Genomic DNA, 21,198 nt, shown 5'->3' on the forward strand with positions numbered 1-21,198 from the left:
ATGACAACACTTGAACAACGATTAAGAGAAATCAAAATCGTCCCAGTTATCGCAATCAACGATGTAGCACACGCTCTGCCACTGGCAAAAGTGTTGGTAGAAAACGGTTTACCATGTGCGGAAGTAACATTCCGTACTGAAGCGGCGGCTGAGTCGATCCGCATCATGCGTGAAGCGTACCCAGAGCTGCTGATCGGTGCTGGTACAGTACTGACAACAGAGCAAGTGGACATCGCGATTGAAGCCGGTGTGGACTTTATCGTGAGCCCTGGCTTCAACCCAACGACAGTGAAATACTGTCAGCAACGCAACGTGACAATCGTACCGGGTGTGAACAACCCAAGCTTGGTTGAGCAAGCGATGGAAATGGGTCTACGTACCCTGAAGTTCTTCCCTGCTGAGCCATCTGGCGGCGTAAACATGCTTAAAGCACTAACGGCGGTTTACCCAGTGGAATTCATGCCAACAGGTGGTGTAAGCCCATCTAACGTGGAAGATTACCTAGCGCTGAAATCAGTTGTCGCTTGTGGTGGTACTTGGATAGTGCCAACCGCAATGATGGACAACGGCGATTGGGAAGGTATTGCTGAATTGGTTCGCGCAGTTAAGTAAAACGCGCAAACGGCTCCGAAATACCCCCGAACGTTTTAAAACGTGAATAGAAAAAGGGTCATCAAGTAATTGATGACCCTTTTTGTTTATCTGCTTAAATCAGCAAAGCGATTCACGCGTGATTAACGCATCGTCACGAACTCTTCTGAGCCTGTTGGGTGGATAGCCACAACAGAGTCGAAGTCTGCTTTGGTTGCGCCCATCTTCATTGCTACACCGAAGCCTTGAATCATTTCATCAACGGTAAAGCCGATGCCGTGTAGACCAACAACCGTTTCTTCTTCGCCAGCACACACTAGCTTCATCTTACATGGTTGACGGTGCTTAGTAACCGCTGTGTACATCGCAGTGAAGCCAGAGGTGTAGACTTTGATGTTGTCTTTGCCGTACTTCTCCTCTGCTTCTTGAGTCGTTAGACCGATAGTGCCGATTGGTGGGTGGCTAAATACCACAGTTGGTACCAAATCGTAGTCCATCTTCGCGTTTGGTTTGTTGTTGAACAGACGCTCAGAAAGTTGACGACCCGCTTTAACAGCCACTGGTGTTAGCTCGATACCGCCTTCCATGATGTCACCTACACAGTAGATACCTTTCACGTTCGTTTCTTGGTACTCGTCTACCTTGATGTAGCCACGATCGTTCGTTGCAACGCCAGTTGATGCTAGGTTGATAGCGTCAGTTGCTGGGTGACGACCGATTGCCCAGATTAGGGTATCAACGTTTTGGCTCTCACCGTTTTCTAGGTGCAGAGTTAGGCTTCCGTCTGCTTCTTTTACCACTTCTTTTGGAACAGAGTGGGTGTGCAGAGTTGGACCTTCTGCGTCCATCACTTCTACTAGCGTTTCGATGATCATTGGATCGAAGCTACGTAGTGGTGATTCTTTACGAACGAATAGGTGTGTTTCTGTGCCAAGTGCATGCAGTACGCCAGCGATTTCTACCGCGATGTAACCTGCACCGATCACTGCAACGCGTTTTGGTTGCTCAGCAAGCTCGAAGAAGCCGTTTGAATCGATGCCGTATTCTGCGCCTGGGATGTTTGGAATCGTTGGACGACCACCTACTGCGATCAGGATGTGATCTGCTGTGTAGTGTTCACCGTTTACTTCAACCGTTTTCTCGTCAACAAACTTAGCAAAGCCTTTGATAACGTTTACTTTGTTGTTGCCAAGAACGCGGTCGTAAGATTGGTGGATACGACCAATGTAAGCCTGACGACTCTCAACCAGTTTGCTCCAGTCGAAACCTTTTACATCTACATCGAAGCCGTAGTCTTCTGCGTACAGGTTCATTGCTTCTGCAACTTGCGCACCGTGCCACATCACTTTCTTAGGCACACAACCAACGTTTACACAGGTACCGCCAAGGTCTTGAGCTTCGATAAGCGCTACTTTAGCACCGTACATTGCCGCACGGTTTGCTGATGCGATACCGCCGCTGCCGCCGCCGATACAGATATAATCAAAATGAGTCGCCATTACTTTCTCCAAGAGCTTATTAATTTTGTCTGACAACAACTACATTGGGGTGGTGGGTGATGAACTCAACAGCCCAACGGAATTGTTGTTAATTCCATGTCCCTATCATAAATCGAGTCTAGCAATTTCCTAAATGGGAAAAAGTGACATTGCTTATGACAAATAGCGATGAAAGGGTAGCAAAGCGGAATAAGGCGCTATTCCGCTTAGTGTTTTTCATGCTCAGGGTAGGGGGAAATCATTAACCGCAGCAGCTTGATGTGCCACAGCCTGACTGGGCTTGCACGTCTTTACCATCCGCTAGGTAAGTGTTGGTTAGGTAGAAATCGCTAAACAGCTGCACGAAGTCTTCCGATACCGTCTTCTCTGCTAATCCTGATTCTAGGATGTGTTTTTGCCATGCCTGCATTTTTGGTAGACCACAGAAGAAGTCGTAACCAGAGTGCGCGTTGAACAAATGGGCAAATTTTAAAACTGATAACTTTAAGCATGGTCATTTCTCTCTATGGTTTAGCTTGTTTACATCCCTAAGACGCAGGCAAAAAAGAAAAGACGAAGCGCAGTCGATAATTTTTGAAAAAATAAATAAAAAAAGCGCAACGAGGTCATCGTTACGCTTTAATATTCTGAAATTCGGTGTTTTTTATTCTGGAACGATCCAGTCGACTTTCCAGTGACCTGTTGCTGGCGCGATCGCTTCTTGCAGGAATGGCAGAATTTCTTTCATCTGGCTTTCCAGTTTCCACGGTGGGTTAATCACGATCATGCCTGATGCCGTCATGCCACGCTCGTTGGTGTCTGGAGAGACGCCCAATTCGATTTGCAGGATTTTGCGAATGCCCAGTCCTTCCAAGCCTTCAATCATATCTTCGATATCACAGCGGTTTACCACTGGGTACCAAATCGCGTAGATGCCAGTTGCCCAACGCTTGTGGCTTTGGAAAATCGCTTGCACGACGTCGCGGTATTCTTTCGCTAGCTCGTATGGTGGGTCAATCAGCACCAAACCACGACGTTCTTGCGGTGGCAGGCTGCCTTTCAGACGCTTGAAGCCATCTTCTTTGTAGATGCTCACTTGGCGATCGCGGTGGAACTCTTGCTCTAGTAGCGGGTGATCGGCTGGGTGCAGCTCAGTCAGAACCATACGGTCTTGCGGGCGGATTTGCGCACGTGCAACGCGCGGTGAGCCTGGGTAGTAACGCAGCTTCTCACCGTTGTTCAACGTTTTGATTGAATCGATGTAGCTTGCGATGTCTTCAGGAATGTTTGGGTTGTCCCAAATGCGCGCGATGCCTTGTTTGTATTCGCCCGTTTTCTCAGACCATTCGTGAGTCAGATCGTAGCGTCCCACACCCGAGTGGGTATCGTGATAAACAAACGGCTTATCTTTCTGCTTTAGTGCATCAAGAATGAGGCTTTGAACGATGTGTTTTACCACGTCAGCATGGTTGCCAGCGTGGAAGCTGTGGCGGTAACTTAACAAATTAAACTCTCGAAACACTCTTTGACTGAGTGTGGTCTGTGATTTTCGCGATATGGCGGTATTATACTCAAGTAACTTAAAGAAGTAGAACTTCGATTCAAATCAGTATCACTGATAGGGATTCGCTATTGAAATTTCTTTAAGTCACCCATACTTAGTATGAGTAAACAAATTGAACCTAAGTGGGATTGCGCCGCTCCAATAGAGTGCCAAACCGAACTTAGGCAGAACAAGACTCAAGGACAGAGTAAGCGCTCTTTGACCCATTCGGTCATTGCTGCATCGAGAAAGGGAACGGAAATCCCCCCATCCATGTTGTCGGCTTGCCTGTGCATTGAGTTCGCCTACTGTTTTGCAAATACCAATAGATTCTTTGCAAATGCGAATAGGCAAATACAGAGCCAAAACACAAAAGGAATTATTCATGTCTAATCCACTTCTTACGTTTACGGATCTTCCTCCGTTTTCGCAAATCAAACCAGAACACATTAAACCTGCAGTGGAGCAGGCGATTGCGGATTGTCGTGTCAAGATTGACGAGGTACTAAAAGACAACGCAAACCCAAGCTGGACCAGTGTGATCGCGCCTATTGAAGAAGCGGATGACCGCTTGAGCCGCATTTGGTCACCAGTGGGTCACATGAACTCAGTACTAAACAGCGAAGAACTTCGCGAAGCTTACGAAAGCTGCCTACCAATCCTGTCTGAGTACGGTACTTGGGTTGGCCAGCACAAAGGTCTTTACGAAGCGTACAAAGCGATCAAAGCAAGCGAAGAGTACGCGACGCTGACGCGTGCACAGCAAAAGACCATTTCGGATTCACTACGCGACTTCGAGCTTTCGGGCATCGGTCTACCATCAGATGAGCAACATCGCTACGGCGAAATCAGCAAGCGCATGTCTGAGCTGAGCTCAAAATTCTCTAACAATGTGCTGGATGCAACCATGGGTTGGACGAAGCACGTTGCCGACGAAAAAGACCTAGCGGGTATGCCAGAATCTGCACTTGCAGCAGCAAAAGCGGCAGCAGAAGCAAAAGAGCTGGATGGCTACCTAATCACGCTAGATATCCCGTCTTACCTACCGGTGATGACGTACTGTGATAACCAAGACCTACGTAAAGAAGTGTACGAAGCGTACGTAACGCGTGCTTCTGACCGTGGTCCAAATGCAGGCAAATGGGACAACTCAGAAATCATCACTGAGCAGCTAAAACTGCGTCATGAAATCTCTCGCATGTTGGGTTTCAACACTTACAGTGAGAAATCTCTGGCAACTAAAATGGCAGAGAATCCAGCGCAAGTTCTTGGCTTCTTGAACGATTTGGCAACCAAAGCGAAACCACAAGGTGAGCGCGAAATCGAAGAGCTACGCCAGTTTGCTAACGCAGAATTTGGTGTTAGCGAGCTAAATGTCTGGGACATTGCGTACTACAGCGAGAAGCAAAAGCAGCACTTATTCCAAATTTCGGATGAAGAACTTCGTCCTTACTTCCCTGAATCAAAAGCAGTAAGTGGTCTGTTTGAAGTACTAAACCGCGTGTTTGGTATGACAGTGACAGAGCGTGAAGGCGTGGATACTTGGCACGAATCAGTGCGTTTCTTTGATATCTTCGATGGCGAAGGCACACTGCGCGGCAGCTTCTACCTAGATCTATACGCACGTGAACACAAACGTGGCGGTGCGTGGATGGACGATTGCCGTGGTCGTCGCGTAACGCTATCAGGCGAGCTACAAACACCAGTTGCTTACCTAACGTGTAACTTCAACCGTCCTGTGGGCGACAAGCCTGCACTGTTTACGCACGATGAAGTCGTGACTCTGTTCCACGAGTTTGGTCATGGTATCCACCACATGTTGACGCAAGTAGAAACAGGCGCGGTATCGGGCATCAACGGTGTGCCTTGGGATGCGGTTGAGCTACCAAGTCAGTTCCTAGAAAATTGGTGCTGGGAAGAAGACGCGCTGGCGTTTATTTCTGGTCACTACGAGACTGGTGAGCCGCTACCAAAAGCGATGCTAGACAAAATGCTAGCAGCGAAGAACTTCCAGTCGGCGATGGGCATTCTACGTCAGCTAGAGTTCGGCTTGTTCGATTTCACTCTGCACACAGAATATGACCCAGAAGTGGGTGCTCGTGTACTTGAAACCTTGGCAGAAGTGAAAGAGAAAGTGGCAGTTGTACCAGCGGTTGAGTGGGCGCGTTTCTCACACAGCTTTGGTCACATCTTCGCTGGTGGTTATAGCGCAGGTTACTACAGCTACCTATGGGCAGAGGTGTTGTCTTCTGATGCGTTCTCTCGCTTTGAAGAAGAAGGCATCTTCAACAAAGAAACCGGTCTGAGTTTCTTGAACAACATCCTAGAAATGGGTGGCAGTGAAGAACCAATGGAGCTGTTTAAGCGCTTCCGTGGTCGTGAGCCAGAAATCGATGCGCTACTGCGCCATTCTGGTATCGCAGCGTAATCTCGATTGAGAATGAAAATGGGCAGCCAAGTGGCTGCCCATTTTTTGTTCTTAGATTCAACTTTTAGTATTTGATTCAGGGCATTATGGATTTACGCTGCGATTGATCGGGTTTTGCAGTGAAATTAGCGTTTCAGTGGACTGCACTTCATCGATCGCTTGAAGCTTATCAATCAAGACAAATTGCAGTTCTTCAATCGATTTGCACATCAATTTGACGAATATGTTGTACGCGCCCGTGGTGTAGTAAGCTTCCACCACTTCATCGAGGGCATTGAGCTTTTCTAGCGCTGAATGATAGTCACGCGCGGCATTCAAGTTGATGCCAATAAAGCAACATACGTCATATCCTAGCTTTTTAGTATTGACGATTACCTCAGTACCTTCGATGATGTCTGCCGCTTTCATTTTCTCGATACGAACGTGGATGGTCGCTGGGCTTACATTAAATTGTTTTGCCATTTCCGCGTAAGGCTTACGCGCATCCGCCATCAGAGTTTTGAGAATAGCGCGATCGAGGTCGTCGAGTTTAGGCAGGCTCGCATTCATACAATTATTTCCGTTGGGTATGAGGTTTGGAGTTCATTTTATACCCACAGCGGACAGGATTCACAAGGTTTACGCAGGGATAACCGCGAGGTAGCTCTGAAGTCATGGAGTTGATGTGCCACTTTTTCTGTTTTTCATAGCGCTTATTTTCAGTGCTGTCGCTACGGCGCAAGAACAAAAAGTCCTCGTTGTTCACTCTTACCATCAAGGTTTTTTTTGGACCGACTCTATTCAACGTGGTTTCGCCCAACAACTTGAGGGGCACCCGCTTGATATCCGTATTCTGTATCTTGATTCTAAGCGCAGTCAGAGCCAGCAATTCTTCAATCAGCTGGAATCCCTTTATCGTACCAAACTGAGTGAAGAGCATTTCGACGCGATCGTCGTCAGTGATAACAACGCACTTTCTTTAATGCAGCGTCTGTCGGACGTGCTAGAAAATACTCCTGTCATTTTCAGTGGCATCAACAATTACGATCCCTCTTTGCATCGGGGATTGAAAGCCACAGGCGTGATTGAAGATGTCGACCTGCTTGCTAATCTTGCTCTTATCGAACGATTACACCCCAAGCACAAACAGATTCTTGTCGTCAGTGACCATTCGGTAACGGGATCGGCACTTCGTGCCCAGATCGAGAATTTTCTCGATAATAACCCCATATATCGCGACAAAGTTCGCCACTTCGTTCCTGACAGTGTTGAAACTCTAAAGCAAAAAGTGTCGAAAATGAACATCGATAACGTGGTGTTGTTCTGGACTTACTATCGAGATATCCATGGCAATATCGCGACCGATAAGGATTGGCGTGATATCAACCAAGCCTCCAATGCTCCTGTATTTATGGTGCATGATGTTGGACTAGGGCATGGCGCGGTTGGTGGCGTTATTCAAAGCGGTTACCGCCAAGGTTTTGAGGCGGCGAAGTTGCTGACGCAAGTCCTCGATAACCCAGCGCAGCCTTTGCCTGCGGTGGTGAGTGCAGAGTCGGACATCAAACTCGATTATCAATCGGTGGTGCGTTGGGGCTTAGGAGCAGAGCAAGAAGCTTCATCGGTGTTCTTCAATAAGCCGGCAGACTTTACTGAGCGGTACGCACGAGAAATTAAACTGTTTGGCAGTGTTTTGGTGGCGATGACCATCATTATTTTGCTGCTCAGCTACTATTTACAGCGAATTCGTCGCAGCGAGAGCATCGCCCGTGAAAGCCAAGCGATTTTAGAGTCGGTTTTTGATCAGAGTATGCAGTACATGGGTATTCTCGACCAACACGGTTTGCTCAAATCAGGTAACGATCGTCTGCAATCTTTATTTAATCGTCAGGAAATACGTGTCGATCGTCCACTTTGGCATCACAAAAACTGGAGTGAGGAAGCGCGCCAATTACTCGCCAGCTATTTTCACTCTAGTCATCGCCAAGTGGCCACTTTTGAGGCTGAAATCTGGAGCAAGGAACACGGTGCCATGGTGCTGGAAGTGTCTCTCAAACCGTTTTCACAACAAGTGGCGAACCAAGAGCAATATCTATTTGAAGCTCGCGATATCACCAGCCGTAAAGCGATGGAAGACAAGCTCTATCATCGCGAATCAAGTCTGCGTAATTACTATGAGCAGCAGCCTGTGATGATGGTGACGCTCGATAGCAATAACCGCGTGCAAGAGGTGAATCGTTTTGCGCAGCAGCTTTTAGGCTATCAACCGTTGGATATGCTAGGGCAATACTTATGTTCATTCTATTGTGATGAAAAAGCACTCTACCCGCGCCAAGTCTTGTTGCAGCCACAGCAGGTGATGAACGGGGTTTGGCGTCGAGAAATCGAATATCGTCACGCCGATGGTCATAGCGTATGGGTACGTGAAAACATTCGCCCATTACGAGATTCCGACCAATTGTTGATCGTTGGGGAAGACATCACTGAGACAAAGAAGCTCGCCAAGCAGCTCGAATATCAAGCGCGCTACGACTTACTGACCGATACCTACAATCGCAACTACTTCGAGCTAGAGCTGCAAACGGCGCTGAGAGAAGTAGAAAGCCACCGTCGAGTGCATGCGATGTTGTACCTCGATCTTGATCAACTCAAAGTACTCAACGACACCGTGGGCCACGATGCGGGTGATGCCGCGATCCAGTTCTGTGCCAGCATGTTAGAGGAAGTCTTGCCGTACAATGCGGTATTGGCGCGCATGGGCGGTGATGAATTTGCGGTGTTATTGAAAGACTGCGATGAGCACGGCGCGATTAACATTGCTAAGCAGATCATCACTACGTTGGGTGAGCAGATTTTCCGTTGGGAAGACACGCAACTGTTTATGAGCTGCTCGGTGGGCGTTCGCATCATCGACCATACGGCAGAAACGCCACAAATGGTCCATGCTCAGGCGGACTCGGCTTGCCATGCGGCTAAAGAGCAGGGGCGTAACCGCTATAACTTGTTTAGCTTGGACAACGAAGAGTTGCGACATCGCCAGCTGGAGATGCAAAGCGTTAATCTGGTGCATGAGGCGCTATCAAGTAAGCGTCTTGAACTGTTTGCTCAGCGTATTTTGAATTTGAGTGGGGAAGGTTCACCGTTGTGCTTTGAGATTTTAGTGCGTATTCGCGATGCTCAAGGCAATTACTTATCCCCCGGCGTCTTTGTCCCTGCCGCTGAGCGTTACAACATTGCTCACTGGATTGATAAACAAGTGATTAGCCAAACTTTAGAGTGGTTTGAAGCGCGTCCAGAAGTCGTGGAGCAGCTCGGTCGCTGTGCGATTAACTTGTCTGGTCAATCAATGGGTAACCAAGAGTTTATCGACTTCCTTCTAGCACGTTTGCAGTCGTCTTCGATTCCTTGTGAAAAAATCTGTTTAGAAATCACTGAAACGGCAGCGATGAGCAACATCGATCAAGCGCTCGACTTCTTCACTCGTGTTAAAGCGCTGGGATGCTTGATTGCGTTGGACGATTTTGGCTCCGGTTTATCGTCTTTTGGCTACTTAAAGAAACTTCCTGTCGATATCGTGAAAATTGATGGCCTTTTCGTGCGAGATGTCAACGTAAACGAGATGGATCGCGTGATGGTGCGGTCAATTAACGATTTAGCCAAGCAAATGGGTAAAGTCACGGTGGCAGAGTTTGTTGAGAATGACCAAGTTAGAGCGTGTTTGGTCGATCTTGGCGTCGACTATGGCCAAGGTTATGGCATCGGTCATCCTAAGCCTCTGGCTGAGCTAGTCAACGAACTCCAACAACTTGAGCCGAAGAGTAGAAAGTCATCTAACTTATCCCCAGCCTAGCAATTAGAGGTGGGTTGGGTATACACTCAGCGCCAGTTAAACCGATTTTTACTGGAGCCTCCTTTTGCAACTGCAATTGATTTGTGAAGACCCTTCTCAACAGTCTCACCTTGATGAACTCGCTGCGCGTTGGCAGCTCTCTCACACTGACGACAGTGACTTTGCCCTAGTCCTAACGACTGAGCGCTTAGAGCTGCGTAAAGTGGACGAGCCAAAACTGGGTGCGATCTTTGTTGATTTGATTGGTGGTGCAGTCGGGCATCGTCGCAAGTTCGGCGGCGGTAAAGGTCAGGCGATTGCGAAAGCCGCGGGTTTGAACAAAGGCGCAACTCCAACCGTACTGGATGGCACAGCGGGTTTAGGGCGGGATGCGTTCGTATTGGCGTCGCTAGGCTGTAAAGTGCAAATGGTAGAGCGTCATTCGGTGGTCGCTGCATTGTTGGATGACGGCTTGGCACGTGCGAAACACGATCCAGAAATCGGGACTTGGGTATCAGAGCGCCTGTCTTTGATTCACGCTTCTAGCCATGATGCACTGGAGCAATTGGCGCAAGATAAAGACTTTATCCAGCCCGATGTGGTTTACCTCGATCCAATGTACCCGCACCCTGAAAACAAAAAGAAATCGGCATTAGTGAAGAAAGAGATGCGTGTCTTCCAATCTTTGGTTGGTGCAGATCTTGATGCAGATGGTTTGCTGGCTCCAGCAATGGCATTGGCGAGTAAGCGTGTAGTGGTCAAGCGCCCAGATTACGCAGACTGGCTTGATGAGCAAAAGCCAAGCATGGCAATCGAAACCAAAAAGAACCGTTTCGATGTGTATGTGAAGGCACCAATGGCGTAACTCGCCTAAACGCCTGACGACAAAAGCTTCTCCTCACAGCGCCTGATTTGGCGCTGTGTTTGTATCTGGCGTTTACTCCGCTTATTGATACTTTTCTCTTGCTAATTCGGCACACTGACTGTATATCTAACTAAGAATTATTATTATTACACTTGTGTGATGTCGTAGAGTAAGACTGTCGAGAATTGGGAAGCTGGAGTAGTAGCATGGCGAAACGATTATGTAAGATGAGCCGCAAACAGATTGCTGAAAGTCTGGGTGATATTCACCGTCTAGTGGTGGCGCCTAAGTTTGTCTGTCGTTCGTGTGCCCGTTCTTCTGCCTCGAAAGATACCTTGTGTAAGCCTGCTGCGATTCCTCCTCAAAAATGCCAAGACAAGCCGCTGTCCGAGCAACAGGCTTGTGGTTTGTTGGTGGAAGCGCTGCCAACCTCGTCCTTGACTCAAGATTCGCCAATTATTATGGCGCCAGAACAAAGCGCAGAGAAAGCCGCGATCGTGAAGCGTGTAGTGGAACGAGTGAAAGAGAAAAAATTGGCAGCAAAAGTCGCAGCCGTAACCTCAACAACTAAGCTAGAGGCGCCAGCAATGTTTGATTTATCAGATAAGAAAGCGCTGAAGAAGGCGAAAAAAGCGGTTAAGAAACATTATAAACAGCAGAAAAAGTTGCTTAAGTTAGCCAAAAAGCAGCAAAAATTGCTAAAACGCCAACGCAAGCTTGAAGCGCGAAATGCCAAACTAGAGGTGTTACTGCCAACGCCACCAAACACGTTGATGAGCACAAGCTCGCAAGCCAAAGTGCATTAATCGAATCACATCAAAAAAACGCTCTCCAGTTGGAGAGCGTTTTTTATTTTTCGGGACTGAATCTGGCTACTTGTTGGCGTAACTCATCTCTACGCGTTTTTTCACCCAAGTTTCGTTGATCCACAGCGATAGCATGATGATTGCACCACCAATGGCAAGTCGCGTCACATCGACATCGCGGTTCCAAATCACGATATTCACAATCAAACCAGCAGGGACGAGTGCGTTGTTCATTACCGCAAGTGCACCAGCATTCACCATGGTTGCGCCTTTGTTCCACGCGAAATAACCAAAACCCGATGCGATCAAACCAAGGTAAGTCAGAATGCCCCATTGCGTTGCTGTGGTTGGCATCTTATCTAGGTTCCCCATCAGAGCAAAAGCAACGGTTGCCACACACAGTGCACCTAAGTAGAAGTAACCAAATACTGTGTGCTGTGGCAGCTCAACCGATTCGGTTTCCATAATGTACTTGTAGCCGACCTGACCGATGGCAAAACACAGGTTCGCCCCTTGCACGACCAAAAAGCCCATCAAGAAGTTCTCATTGATGCCCGCAAACTTAATCCACGCCGCGCCCAGTACCGCAATTGCCGCCGTAACCAAATACCAAGGCGAGAATCGACCTTTCAAGAAGTCATAAATCAAGGTGACGTAAATAGGGGTAAATACGGTGAACAGCAGTACTTCTGGTACAGAAAGGAGTAGGAAAGACTGGTAGTAGAAGCAATACATTAAGCCGAGTTGGAAGCCGCCCACGATCATCAATTTCGCGATCAGCGATTTGCTTACGCCACGGAATTTTAAGAAAGGAATGAAGACCAAGCTTGCCAGCGCAACGCGCATGAAAACTGAAAACCAAGAATCTACCTGACCGGCAAGGTAAACGCCGATCAGGCTAAATGAGAATGCCCAAAGTAGGGTAACTGCGGATAGATAAGCCATGGATGAGAATCTTTATCAACAACAAATGTGCCCGCAGTCTAACCAAGTTTTAAGGTCGAGCCAACGCAAATCAGTCTTTTAGCGGTACGACCAGCATGTCGACAGGTGAGCAGTTAATAAGCTGACGCGTCGAAGAAAGAATCTTGCTCCAGAAATCTTGGTGATGACCACAAACCACCAAATCAATGTTGTAGTCCTGAATGGTATCGCACAGCTCGTTACTCAAATCACCGCTACCGACTAACGTATGCGTGATTGGGTACTCTGCATATTCTTCAAAGTTCGCTAATTGTGTACGAGACGCTTCCATCGCTTGGTGCTGCGCCTCTGCCATGTTGATGTCGATAAGCCCGGTGTAAAGCTCGGCGTAATTCACATCGATATGAATGAAAGAGACTTTCGCATCCAGAGGTTTAGCCAGCGATACGGCTTTCTTAATCAACACTTTACTGTCGTCTGAGAGGTCGACTGCCACAAGTATGTGTTTGTAACTCATATTGCTATCTCCTTGATAAGGTCATAGTGTCAGATTAGCACTAAGTGTCAGAAAATTTTGCTGAAGTGATCTCATATCAATATCGTAGGTACAAAGTCTTGCCTCAGTAATCATGTTATAGTGGCGCAAAACGTATGCACATAAATAGGAGTTAACATGCTGTCTCAAACTATGGTTCAACAATTGAATGAGCAAATTAACCTAGAATTTTTCTCATCCAATCTATACTTACAAATGAGTGCTTGGTGTGAAGACAAAGGTTTTGAAGGTGCGGCTGAATTTTTACGCGCTCACGCCGTAGAAGAAATGGAGCACATGCAACGTCTTTTCACTTACGTGAGCGAAACTGGCTCAATGCCAATCCTAGGTGCAATTGAAGCACCGAAGCATGATTTTGCGAGCCTAGGCGATGTTTTCCGTGAAACCTACGAACATGAGCAAATGATCACGGAAAAAATCAATAAATTGGCACATGGTGCATTTACAAGCCAAGACTACTCTACGTTTAACTTCCTACAGTGGTACGTGGCTGAACAGCACGAAGAAGAGAAGTTGTTTAAAGGCATTTTAGATAAGATCGAATTGGTAGGTGAAGATGGTAAGGCATTGTTCTTCATCGATAAAGATCTAGCACAAATGGCGAAAGAAGGTTCATCTTCAATTATGGATGCTCCAGCTGCATAACGCGTTCTCAACGCGCTAAGTAGCGGGTTAAGGGCGAAGCATTGATCGTCTTTATCTCTTAAGCATCACTGAAGATGTAGGGAGGAAAAGATGATCAGTGGAGACACAATCTTATTTGCGCTAATGGTGGTAACTGGGCTCAACATGGTCCGTTATCTTACCGCTCTTCGTTCTCTAATTCACATCATGCGTGAAGCGCATCCTTTGCTTTATCAGCAAGTGGATGGCAATGGATTCTTCACCACCCATGGTAACGTCACCAAACAGGTGCGGTTGTACCATTACATCAAGAGTAAAGAATATCACCATCACCACGATGAAATCTTTACTGGCAAGTGTGAAAGGGTGCGTGGGTTATTCATTTTATCGACCGCTTTACTAGGTTTAACGCTACTGGCTGCCTTCATTTTATAGGCCACCGAGCAGTGATTGGAATTTAAGCGCTTTTCCCTCTCGACTTTTGTAGTTAGAATAGCGCCCGCAGAAAGCAAGGATGTGCATTACGCACATCCTTTTTTATTTTTGGATTTTGGACAAACCAATCTAAATAAGTAATTGAGCGTTACCAATGAGTAAGAAATTTGATGTTGTTGTAATCGGCGCAGGTGCGGCAGGTTTGATGTGTGCAGCAGAAGCAGGCAAACGCGGACGCAGTGTGCTCGTGCTGGATCATGCAAAAAAGCCAGGACGTAAAATCCTTATCTCAGGGGGTGGTCGTTGCAATTTCACTAACTATGATGTGACTGCAAATAACTATCTCTCACAGAATCCACACTTTTGTAAATCAGCATTATCGCAATACACTAATTGGGATTTCCTTGCTCTAATTGCTAAGTACAACATATTGTTTCATGAGCGAGAGCATGGGCAACTATTTTGTGATGATAGTGCAAAAGATATTGTTAACTTGCTTACCAGTGAATGTGAAGAAACTGGGAATGTACAGTATAAGTACCAATCTGAAATTATCTCGATTGAACGTATCAATAATAATGCTTTTGAAGTCAAAACTACTCAAGGTACATTCAAATGTGAATCGCTAGTTATTGCCACCGGTGGGCTATCAATGCCACGCCTTGGAGCTACGCCATTTGGCTGGAAAATTGCGGAGCAGTTTGGTTTGGCTGTTGTACCGCCTCAAGCAGCATTAGTACCGTTTACATTAGATGGGCGTGAGAAAGGGCTTACGGAGCTAACCGGTACAGCTTTACCAGTACGTATAAGTTGTAATAACAAAGAGTTTCTTGAGGCTCTATTGTTCACTCATAGAGGTATATCTGGTCCATCTGTACTACAAATATCTTCGTATTGGAACCCTGGTGATTCTGTTACTGTAGATTGGTTACCGGAAACGAATGCATTGGCGTTTTTAGAAAAGGCAATTGCTAAGAACCCCATTCAGGAACTAAAAACGGCACTATCAAAACTGCTACCCAAACGATTAGTTGAATACTTTATTGAACTAAATGTTTTTGAAAATAAACCTCTTCGTCAGTTTAACAAGAAGCAAATTGAAGATATTGCTTTAAATCTTCATAACTGGAAGATAAAACCCAACGGCACTGAGGGGTATCGAACAGCTGAGGCCACTTTGGGGGGGGTTGATACCAATGAGCTTTCGTCTAAAACAATGGAATGTAAATCAATAAAAGGCCTATATTTCGTTGGTGAATGTATGGATGTTACTGGCTGGTTGGGTGGTTACAATTTTCAGTGGGCATGGTCATCTGGGTGGGTTGCTGGTCAGAATGTTTAATTGTTGTTTTAGAACAATAAAGATTGCACACTGTCGATAAAGTTTGTACAAAAGTCCATTTTGGAATAATAAAGTTTGTACACTAGGCTATAATAGTAAGTGTTCACCAAGCCCTATTGACACAAGAAATGTGATTTCGCGCACTTGATCCAACTTTAGCTGTTGAGTGCTCATTTTGGCACTTCATCATGGCTCCATGACCAGAAAGAAAACACCTAAATACCAAGAAGCACCGCCTGAGGTCTCCAACTTGAACGAGGCTAAAGTCCTTATTGATGAACTGTGGGAGCAACTTCGACATTATGAAGACAAGCTCAGTATCAGTTCTAAAAATTCATCAAAGTCTCCCTCATCGGATAGCCCGAAAGAGCGTTATGAGCGAAAAAAGATGAAAGCTCTGGTGGTCGCAATTCGAGAGGAGCTAAGGAAGGCCACACAGGGCATCAAAGAAAACTCTAACCGTTAAAAGACACCGATGTCGTTATCGACTGTTTTCCTGAAACTTGCCCTTGCTGTGCTCGGTCTGATATTGATGTTCAAGGTGGCCCTTACTACCGCCATCAAGTATTTGATATACCTAAGCCCACCGTCTATATCACTGAATACCGCTTGTTCTCCGGCCAATGTCGTCGCTGTAAAGAAACCGTGAAAGCACAAAAGCCTGAGAATGCATCGCAAGGCATTATTGGGCCGAACTTATAAAGTTACATCGGTGTGCTAGCTGGGCAATACCACTTAAGCGTTCGAAAAATACAATCACTACTCAAAGAGCAGCTTGGTACAACGTTTTCTGTCGGTGCGATTAGTGAAGCCCAAACGAAAGTCGCCTCGGCCTTAACCCCGCTGCATCAAGCGATAAAGCAAGCCTTAAAGAAGGCACCGCTGATTCATGCTGATGAAACCTCACATCATCGAAATGACGAGCAAAGTCTCCGTTGGTGTTGGTTAGTCGCTAGTGATGACCTTGTCTATGAGCAGATACTATATTCTCGCTCAACCTCGTCAGCCAAAAAAGTTATCGATGAAAACTACGCAGGGATTGTAGTCAGCGACCAATGCCCAAGCTATAACTGGATAGCAGCAGATCGCCACCAATTGTGTTGGGCGCATGTTAAGCGCAATCTTCAACAAATGGCCGATTATAGTGGCGGTGGACACACGGCTTACATAGGAAGACGCCTCTGCCTACTGACCAATGCTCTCTTCCATACCCGACATCGTTATGAACAAAGTGAATTAGATTATTCACTGTGCTTACGGCGGATGCGGCGCTTGCAAAAATCATTCGATCATTGGTTGAGTAAAGGTACCGATACCATGGTTCAACGATATCGGGGACGGTGTCAGCTACTAATCAAACATAGAGAGAGCTTGTGGGTTTTCCTCAAACAAACCTCTATTCCGTTAACGAATAATGAAGCAGAGAGATGCATTCGAGGCTTTGTTATCCAAAGAAAAATCAGCTTTGGGACAACCTCAGATGCTGGCGATAAATTCCGAAGTTGGATCCATACGCTCATCGAAACCTGCAAAAAGCGTAGACTATCAGCCATGTCAGTGTTGGCAGACATCATCACATCTGTCGTTGAGAAGAAACCGTACCCAAACGTTTTTAATCTGTAGTCTTGCTCCCTTCAATGATGACAAGTCAAGCTACCTTGGTGAACGGTTACGATTTTGCAACCAAACTGAACATGTTCGTAAACACGGCAAAGGTGTTACAGGTTTTCAGCGTTTTCGTTGTATTGAGTGCAAGCGCTCCTTTCAGCTTGATTACGCATACGAAGCATATAAGCCCAATATCAAAGAAAAAATCATTGATATGGCGATGAATAGCTCTGGTGTTAGAGAAACAAGTCGAGTATTAAAGGTGGGCTATAACACCGTGCTACGCACTTTAAAAAACTCTCGCCAAGGCAAGTGACTTCGATGCCTTTCGATAAAGAAAATATCTCTCTCATCTGTGAAGTTTGAAGTTGATGAGCAATGGTCGTTCGTAGGTAATAAGAAAAATCGACGTTGGCTTTGGTATGCATGGGAGCCCCGCTATAAACGTATCATTGCTCACGCATTTGGTAAGCGTAATACTGATGCACTGCGTTCGTTACTCGCTTTGCTCAAACCGTTCGATATCAGCTTCTCTTTTACAGATGACTTCAGCGTTTATGCAAAAGAACTATCGAGGGAAAAGCATTTTGTCAGTAAAAGGTTCACTCAGCGAATTGAGCGAACCAATCTGACTTTACGCTCCAGATTAAAACGTTTAGTACGCAGAACTATCGGTTTTTCCAAATTAGGGATGCACGACAACGTGATAGGAACATTCATTGAGCGGGAGTTCTATCTTTGAATCAACTGATTGGAGTCATGACCCAAACTTTCTCGACCATTTACTCAAGAGTTAAAAGGGTAAAAAAGTTACATTTTCTATCTCAATTTCCTAAATAATGCATTATTCTATTTAATATGTTTCACTTGACTAAAAACTAGAAGAATAGAAACTAAAACTTGAACCGAAAAGCACGAAACAAAAACAGTGGAGATTCCAAAATCAGCAACAAAAAAACCTGACAACCCCAAACCAATAGGCATAAGTAATTTAAACAAAGAACCAGTAATACCGGACACTTTACCTATCACGTCATGCTCAAACTTTTCCTGGCGATAAGTCCATATACAAATGTTGCTATATAACCCTACTGCAGACACCCAAAAGAAGGATAATGCTAATGATAGAGCGCTAGGATATAAAACGGGGAGTATAAAACCAAATGATTCTAGAAAAATTGACATAATCAAAAGTCGGCCTAAACCAATTCTCTTTCTTACTATTTCGGCACTAAATGAACCAATGATTCCTCCAATTCCTGCGCCAGCAAAAAGATAACTTACCTCCAAAGCATCAAAACCAAGAGTTGATTTTCCAAAGTATATAGACTGAATCCAAAAAATAGCTCCAGTAACATTAATAAACATCACTGCCAATGTAATATCAACCATACATTTATCTTTTTTGAAAGCCCACCAACCTATTTTTAAGTCAGAAAATACACCATTGTTTTTTTTAGTTTTAATTTCTTCAATTCTAATTTTTCTATTTTGTATAAGAGCGATAAAAAATAATAAAGAAACCAATGGGAAGATGTCATAAGCAGAAGAGTAAAATAAGACTGCCCCGGAAATTATAGGGCCAATTGAATCCATAAAATTATAGAGAAAACTGAAGCTAGAAGTTGCTCTATTTTGAAGTTTACTTGATATAGCAACCTTCATCATTCTCCCTCTGCCTATATTATAACCGTAGCTAAATGCGCTCATGAGAAATGCGCACGGGATTAAATAATATACAGCATCGTTACTAAATCGGACAAATATATAAGATAACAAAATGGTTACCAATTGCCCCAGCAGCATAAGGTTAGACCAAGATTTTGGATTTCTATTGTCTACTAAAACACCGATGAAAGCAGCAAATAGCAGTCCAGGTAAAAACTCTACAGCACGGATCAATCCCATAAATTCAGACGAGCCTGTTAAATCAAAAACTAACAGAGGCAAAGCTATGTCATAAATTTTCGTGCCAAGAACTACGAATGCGGTGCTAAAGAAAGCGTAATAAAACGTCTTATTTACCCATATGCTCTCAGATTTTGATACACTTTCCATCTAATCCAATTCCTTTGATATTATTGTACTTACAATATTTAGTAATTCATCGATGTGATAGTCATCTGCATTTTCTATAACATACCAATTTCTAGCTTTTGCCATAGACTTGAGAGCATCGAGTGAGCGAGATTGATACTCCATGAAACTATCTTGACCTAATTTTCGTTTAGAAAACTGGGGGGAATGTAACCCTAGCTCAGTCGGTCTGTAAATTTTTCGCCCCCAAGCGATTTGTGGAGAAGTACACAACAAAATAGTAACGTCTGGTTGTGGTACTAGAGAATAAAGCTCTTGAAGGTCAATATCTTTACTTTCCCACCCATTTGCTAAGAGCTTTGATAGGAATTTATAATACCAGCCATCAACAACAACTGAAGTTTCATCTCGGAATCTATTGTATATACTGTTTCTAAGCAATACATGCCAACTAGCTTGCAAATACAGCCAAAATTCATCTGGCAAGTCTCGACTATCTCCACTATTCCATAAAACGTCTTTCAGCTTACTACCAACCTTATTAATAAATTCACTTTCACATAGGAACTCTTTTCTTTGTGTAGTTGCAATGGATAGTTCTTGAGATAGTCTAGTAACCAAAGTGGTTTTTCCAGCACCATCAATGCCTTCCAATGAAAATATCTTCATGCTTCCTCTCTAAAAAATCTATAGCTAAATCTCCAAGTGGCGGGTAATAGCTTCCACCATTAATTTCTTTTGTTAAAAGCGTCTTTTTCTCTATGATAGTTACTTTGGTAATATCTATCATAATAGACGAAGTTACATTACTGAATTCCATCTTACGTCCTGTTTCAACTTGACGCGAACAGACTAAGCTCCCCAAGTCAAACTCACAATTAATTTTATGAGCGCTAACACCAAAAGGTTCAGACAATAAGAATGACCACCCAGGAGAGTCTAAGCCTCTAAAATAAGGTAAGAATCCATTATGGATATTGATAATACCGTTTTTAAATATATCTATGACGTCTCTGGAGAACTTACCGCACCCCATTGTAAAAACTAAGCTACGAGAAAATTTATATTTGCATGCTTTAATAAGCTCATCTTCAGTTTGAACAATGTCAATTAAAACAATATCATTGTCAAATCTAACATTTTCTTTTTTTTCACTAGGATACCAAACTTTACTTTTACAAGAATAAGGCTTATTTAAAGTAAAATTGTTAAATAATATTATATTACAATATATGCCAAATTTTTCCTTTAGACAGTCTGCGTAACGTAAAATCTTATCACTTATAGATGGGGAAATAATGAGAATATCTGTGTAATGCGACTTCTCATTTGAGTTAGACAAATCATAGCTATAAGCTCTATTCTTACTCTTATTTTTAGTTGCTATTTCGAATAGTTTTGACTCTAATGAAAATAAATCATCTTTCATGCATAAAGTAGGGTTGTTAGAAGTGAAAATATCTATCAATTTAAATAACTTAATGCATTCTTCTACTGTTGATACGTTTAAAATAGCATTCTTTAATGTAGATACGTGATTTATTTTTAATTCATCAAATCTGAATTTATATAAATCTATGATATTGGAGGCAAGTTTTCTATTAAGCATTCTACTTCTCTATCGCTCAGGATAATACTCTTTGAGTCGGACTTAGACTCGAAATTGATTTTCGAACCTTGTTGATCGTACATTGCCCAACTTTCAAATACTCTAGGACCTCTAATTAATATTGTAATTAAGTCATTAGATGGTACAACTGTATGAATCTGACCAGCAGTCAGTTTGTAAGTGTCACCACAAACAAGATGATTGACATCGGAGATAAAATTTGATTTAAAGTCTCTTTTATATATAGTATGAGTTAAATCTCCTCTAAGTATAGTAGATATAAATGACCATTTGTGATCATGGAGATTCTCCTGATATGAATATGATTTATCACCATATATATTTACTCTAATTTCAATATCTTCGTATTTATCATAATATAGGCATATCTTAGTAAGAAATGGATTAGACTCACTTCGTCCAGACACAAAAATTCTTTCTTCTATACAATGGTTATAAATCGAAAGAAGCTCCCTCTTGAGAGCCTCTCGTGAAGAAGAAGTAATGTCTTTAAATATATCTTCTTTAAATAACTTCATTATTG

At 44.2% G+C, this 21,198-nt stretch carries 17 protein-coding genes and 3 pseudogenes; 10 read left to right on the plus strand and 10 right to left on the minus strand.

The annotated features are described in order from the left end of the window. On the plus strand, positions 1-612 hold the full coding sequence (locus A8140_RS00820) for a bifunctional 4-hydroxy-2-oxoglutarate aldolase/2-dehydro-3-deoxy-phosphogluconate aldolase (RefSeq protein ID WP_005533518.1): 612 nt from the start codon (positions 1-3) through the stop codon (positions 610-612). Positions 613-734: 122 nt separating this feature from the next. Here the strand turns inward: A8140_RS00820 and gorA are convergent, their stop codons facing one another. The 3 genes and pseudogenes from gorA to A8140_RS00835 all read right to left on the minus strand — a co-directional run bounded on the left by gorA (position 735) and on the right by A8140_RS00835 (position 3,573). Beyond that, complete coding sequence (gene gorA, locus A8140_RS00825) at positions 735-2,090, minus strand: glutathione-disulfide reductase (RefSeq protein ID WP_005429991.1); 1,356 nt, start codon at positions 2,088-2,090, stop codon at positions 735-737. 241 nt (positions 2,091-2,331) lie between these two features. Beyond that, positions 2,332-2,544: pseudogene (locus A8140_RS00830) on the minus strand (glutathione S-transferase family protein); the annotation flags it as partial. Between the two features lie 189 nt (positions 2,545-2,733). Continuing rightward, positions 2,734-3,573: a 23S rRNA (adenine(2030)-N(6))-methyltransferase RlmJ gene (locus tag A8140_RS00835; RefSeq protein ID WP_005533522.1), complete on the minus strand. Its 840-nt coding sequence runs from the start codon at positions 3,571-3,573 to the stop codon at positions 2,734-2,736. Between the two features lie 424 nt (positions 3,574-3,997). On the opposite strand from A8140_RS00835, the gene prlC reads away from it, so the two are divergent. After that, positions 3,998-6,040: an oligopeptidase A gene (prlC, locus tag A8140_RS00845; RefSeq protein ID WP_005533524.1), complete on the plus strand. Its 2,043-nt coding sequence runs from the start codon at positions 3,998-4,000 to the stop codon at positions 6,038-6,040. A gap of 84 nt (positions 6,041-6,124) precedes the next feature. Here prlC and asnC read toward each other — a convergent pair whose 3' ends face one another. Further along, positions 6,125-6,589: a transcriptional regulator AsnC gene (gene asnC / locus A8140_RS00850; protein WP_005430014.1), complete on the minus strand. Its 465-nt coding sequence runs from the start codon at positions 6,587-6,589 to the stop codon at positions 6,125-6,127. Between the two features lie 115 nt (positions 6,590-6,704). Between asnC and A8140_RS00855 the strand changes: the two genes are divergently transcribed. The 3 genes from A8140_RS00855 to A8140_RS00865 all read left to right on the plus strand — a co-directional run bounded on the left by A8140_RS00855 (position 6,705) and on the right by A8140_RS00865 (position 11,519). Beyond that, on the plus strand, positions 6,705-9,869 hold the full coding sequence (locus A8140_RS00855; protein ID WP_005533527.1) for an EAL domain-containing protein: 3,165 nt from the start codon (positions 6,705-6,707) through the stop codon (positions 9,867-9,869). A gap of 64 nt (positions 9,870-9,933) precedes the next feature. After that, positions 9,934-10,713 carry a class I SAM-dependent methyltransferase gene (locus A8140_RS00860; protein WP_005533528.1) on the plus strand — a complete coding sequence of 260 codons (780 nt, stop codon included), beginning with the start codon at positions 9,934-9,936 and terminating at the stop codon, positions 10,711-10,713. A gap of 206 nt (positions 10,714-10,919) precedes the next feature. Continuing rightward, positions 10,920-11,519: a hypothetical protein gene (locus A8140_RS00865; protein WP_005533531.1), complete on the plus strand. Its 600-nt coding sequence runs from the start codon at positions 10,920-10,922 to the stop codon at positions 11,517-11,519. Between the two features lie 66 nt (positions 11,520-11,585). Here A8140_RS00865 and A8140_RS00870 read toward each other — a convergent pair whose 3' ends face one another. Both A8140_RS00870 and uspA read right to left on the minus strand, forming a co-directional pair. Then, positions 11,586-12,464 (minus strand): carboxylate/amino acid/amine transporter, encoded by an 879-nt coding sequence (locus tag A8140_RS00870; RefSeq protein ID WP_005434580.1) that lies wholly within the window; start codon positions 12,462-12,464, stop codon positions 11,586-11,588. 70 nt (positions 12,465-12,534) lie between these two features. Continuing rightward, the gene (gene uspA / locus A8140_RS00875) at positions 12,535-12,960 is read right to left on the minus strand and encodes a universal stress protein UspA (RefSeq protein ID WP_005430021.1); all 426 of its coding nucleotides are present in this window, start codon (positions 12,958-12,960) and stop codon (positions 12,535-12,537) included. Positions 12,961-13,116: 156 nt separating this feature from the next. Between uspA and ftnA the strand changes: the two genes are divergently transcribed. From ftnA to A8140_RS00900, 5 genes and pseudogenes are all read left to right on the plus strand, one after another. Continuing rightward, positions 13,117-13,644, plus strand: a complete 528-nt coding sequence (ftnA, locus tag A8140_RS00880; protein ID WP_005533534.1) for a non-heme ferritin — start codon at positions 13,117-13,119, stop codon at positions 13,642-13,644. Between the two features lie 90 nt (positions 13,645-13,734). Beyond that, positions 13,735-14,058, plus strand: coding sequence for a universal stress protein UspB (gene uspB, locus A8140_RS00885; protein WP_005533536.1), 324 nt, complete (start codon positions 13,735-13,737; stop codon positions 14,056-14,058). A gap of 154 nt (positions 14,059-14,212) precedes the next feature. Further along, positions 14,213-15,400 carry a BaiN/RdsA family NAD(P)/FAD-dependent oxidoreductase gene (locus A8140_RS00890; RefSeq protein ID WP_005533538.1) on the plus strand — a complete coding sequence of 396 codons (1,188 nt, stop codon included), beginning with the start codon at positions 14,213-14,215 and terminating at the stop codon, positions 15,398-15,400. A gap of 196 nt (positions 15,401-15,596) precedes the next feature. Further along, positions 15,597-17,023: pseudogene (gene tnpC, locus A8140_RS00895) on the plus strand (IS66 family transposase). Positions 17,024-17,087: 64 nt separating this feature from the next. Then, positions 17,088-17,750 (plus strand): annotated as a pseudogene (locus A8140_RS00900) (IS1 family transposase); the annotation flags it as partial. Between the two features lie 107 nt (positions 17,751-17,857). Here the strand turns inward: A8140_RS00900 and A8140_RS00905 are convergent. From A8140_RS00905 to A8140_RS00920, 4 genes are read right to left on the minus strand one after another with little or no spacing between them, the layout of a single operon-like run. Then, the gene (locus A8140_RS00905) at positions 17,858-19,066 is read right to left on the minus strand and encodes an MFS transporter (RefSeq protein ID WP_038863344.1); all 1,209 of its coding nucleotides are present in this window, start codon (positions 19,064-19,066) and stop codon (positions 17,858-17,860) included. Next, positions 19,067-19,714 (minus strand): dTMP kinase, encoded by a 648-nt coding sequence (locus A8140_RS00910; protein WP_005537384.1) that lies wholly within the window; start codon positions 19,712-19,714, stop codon positions 19,067-19,069. Continuing rightward, the gene (locus A8140_RS00915; RefSeq protein WP_038863345.1) at positions 19,686-20,654 is read right to left on the minus strand and encodes a formyltransferase family protein; all 969 of its coding nucleotides are present in this window, start codon (positions 20,652-20,654) and stop codon (positions 19,686-19,688) included. Before A8140_RS00915 ends, A8140_RS00910 begins: the two co-directional genes overlap by 29 nt. Then, complete coding sequence (locus A8140_RS00920; protein WP_038863347.1) at positions 20,621-21,193, minus strand: hypothetical protein; 573 nt, start codon at positions 21,191-21,193, stop codon at positions 20,621-20,623. The genes A8140_RS00915 and A8140_RS00920 overlap by 34 nt, the downstream gene beginning before the upstream one ends. Between the last annotated feature and the right edge of the window lie 5 nt (positions 21,194-21,198).

Source organism: Vibrio campbellii CAIM 519 = NBRC 15631 = ATCC 25920, from assembly GCF_002163755.1.
GTDB lineage: Bacteria > Pseudomonadota > Gammaproteobacteria > Enterobacterales > Vibrionaceae > Vibrio > Vibrio campbellii.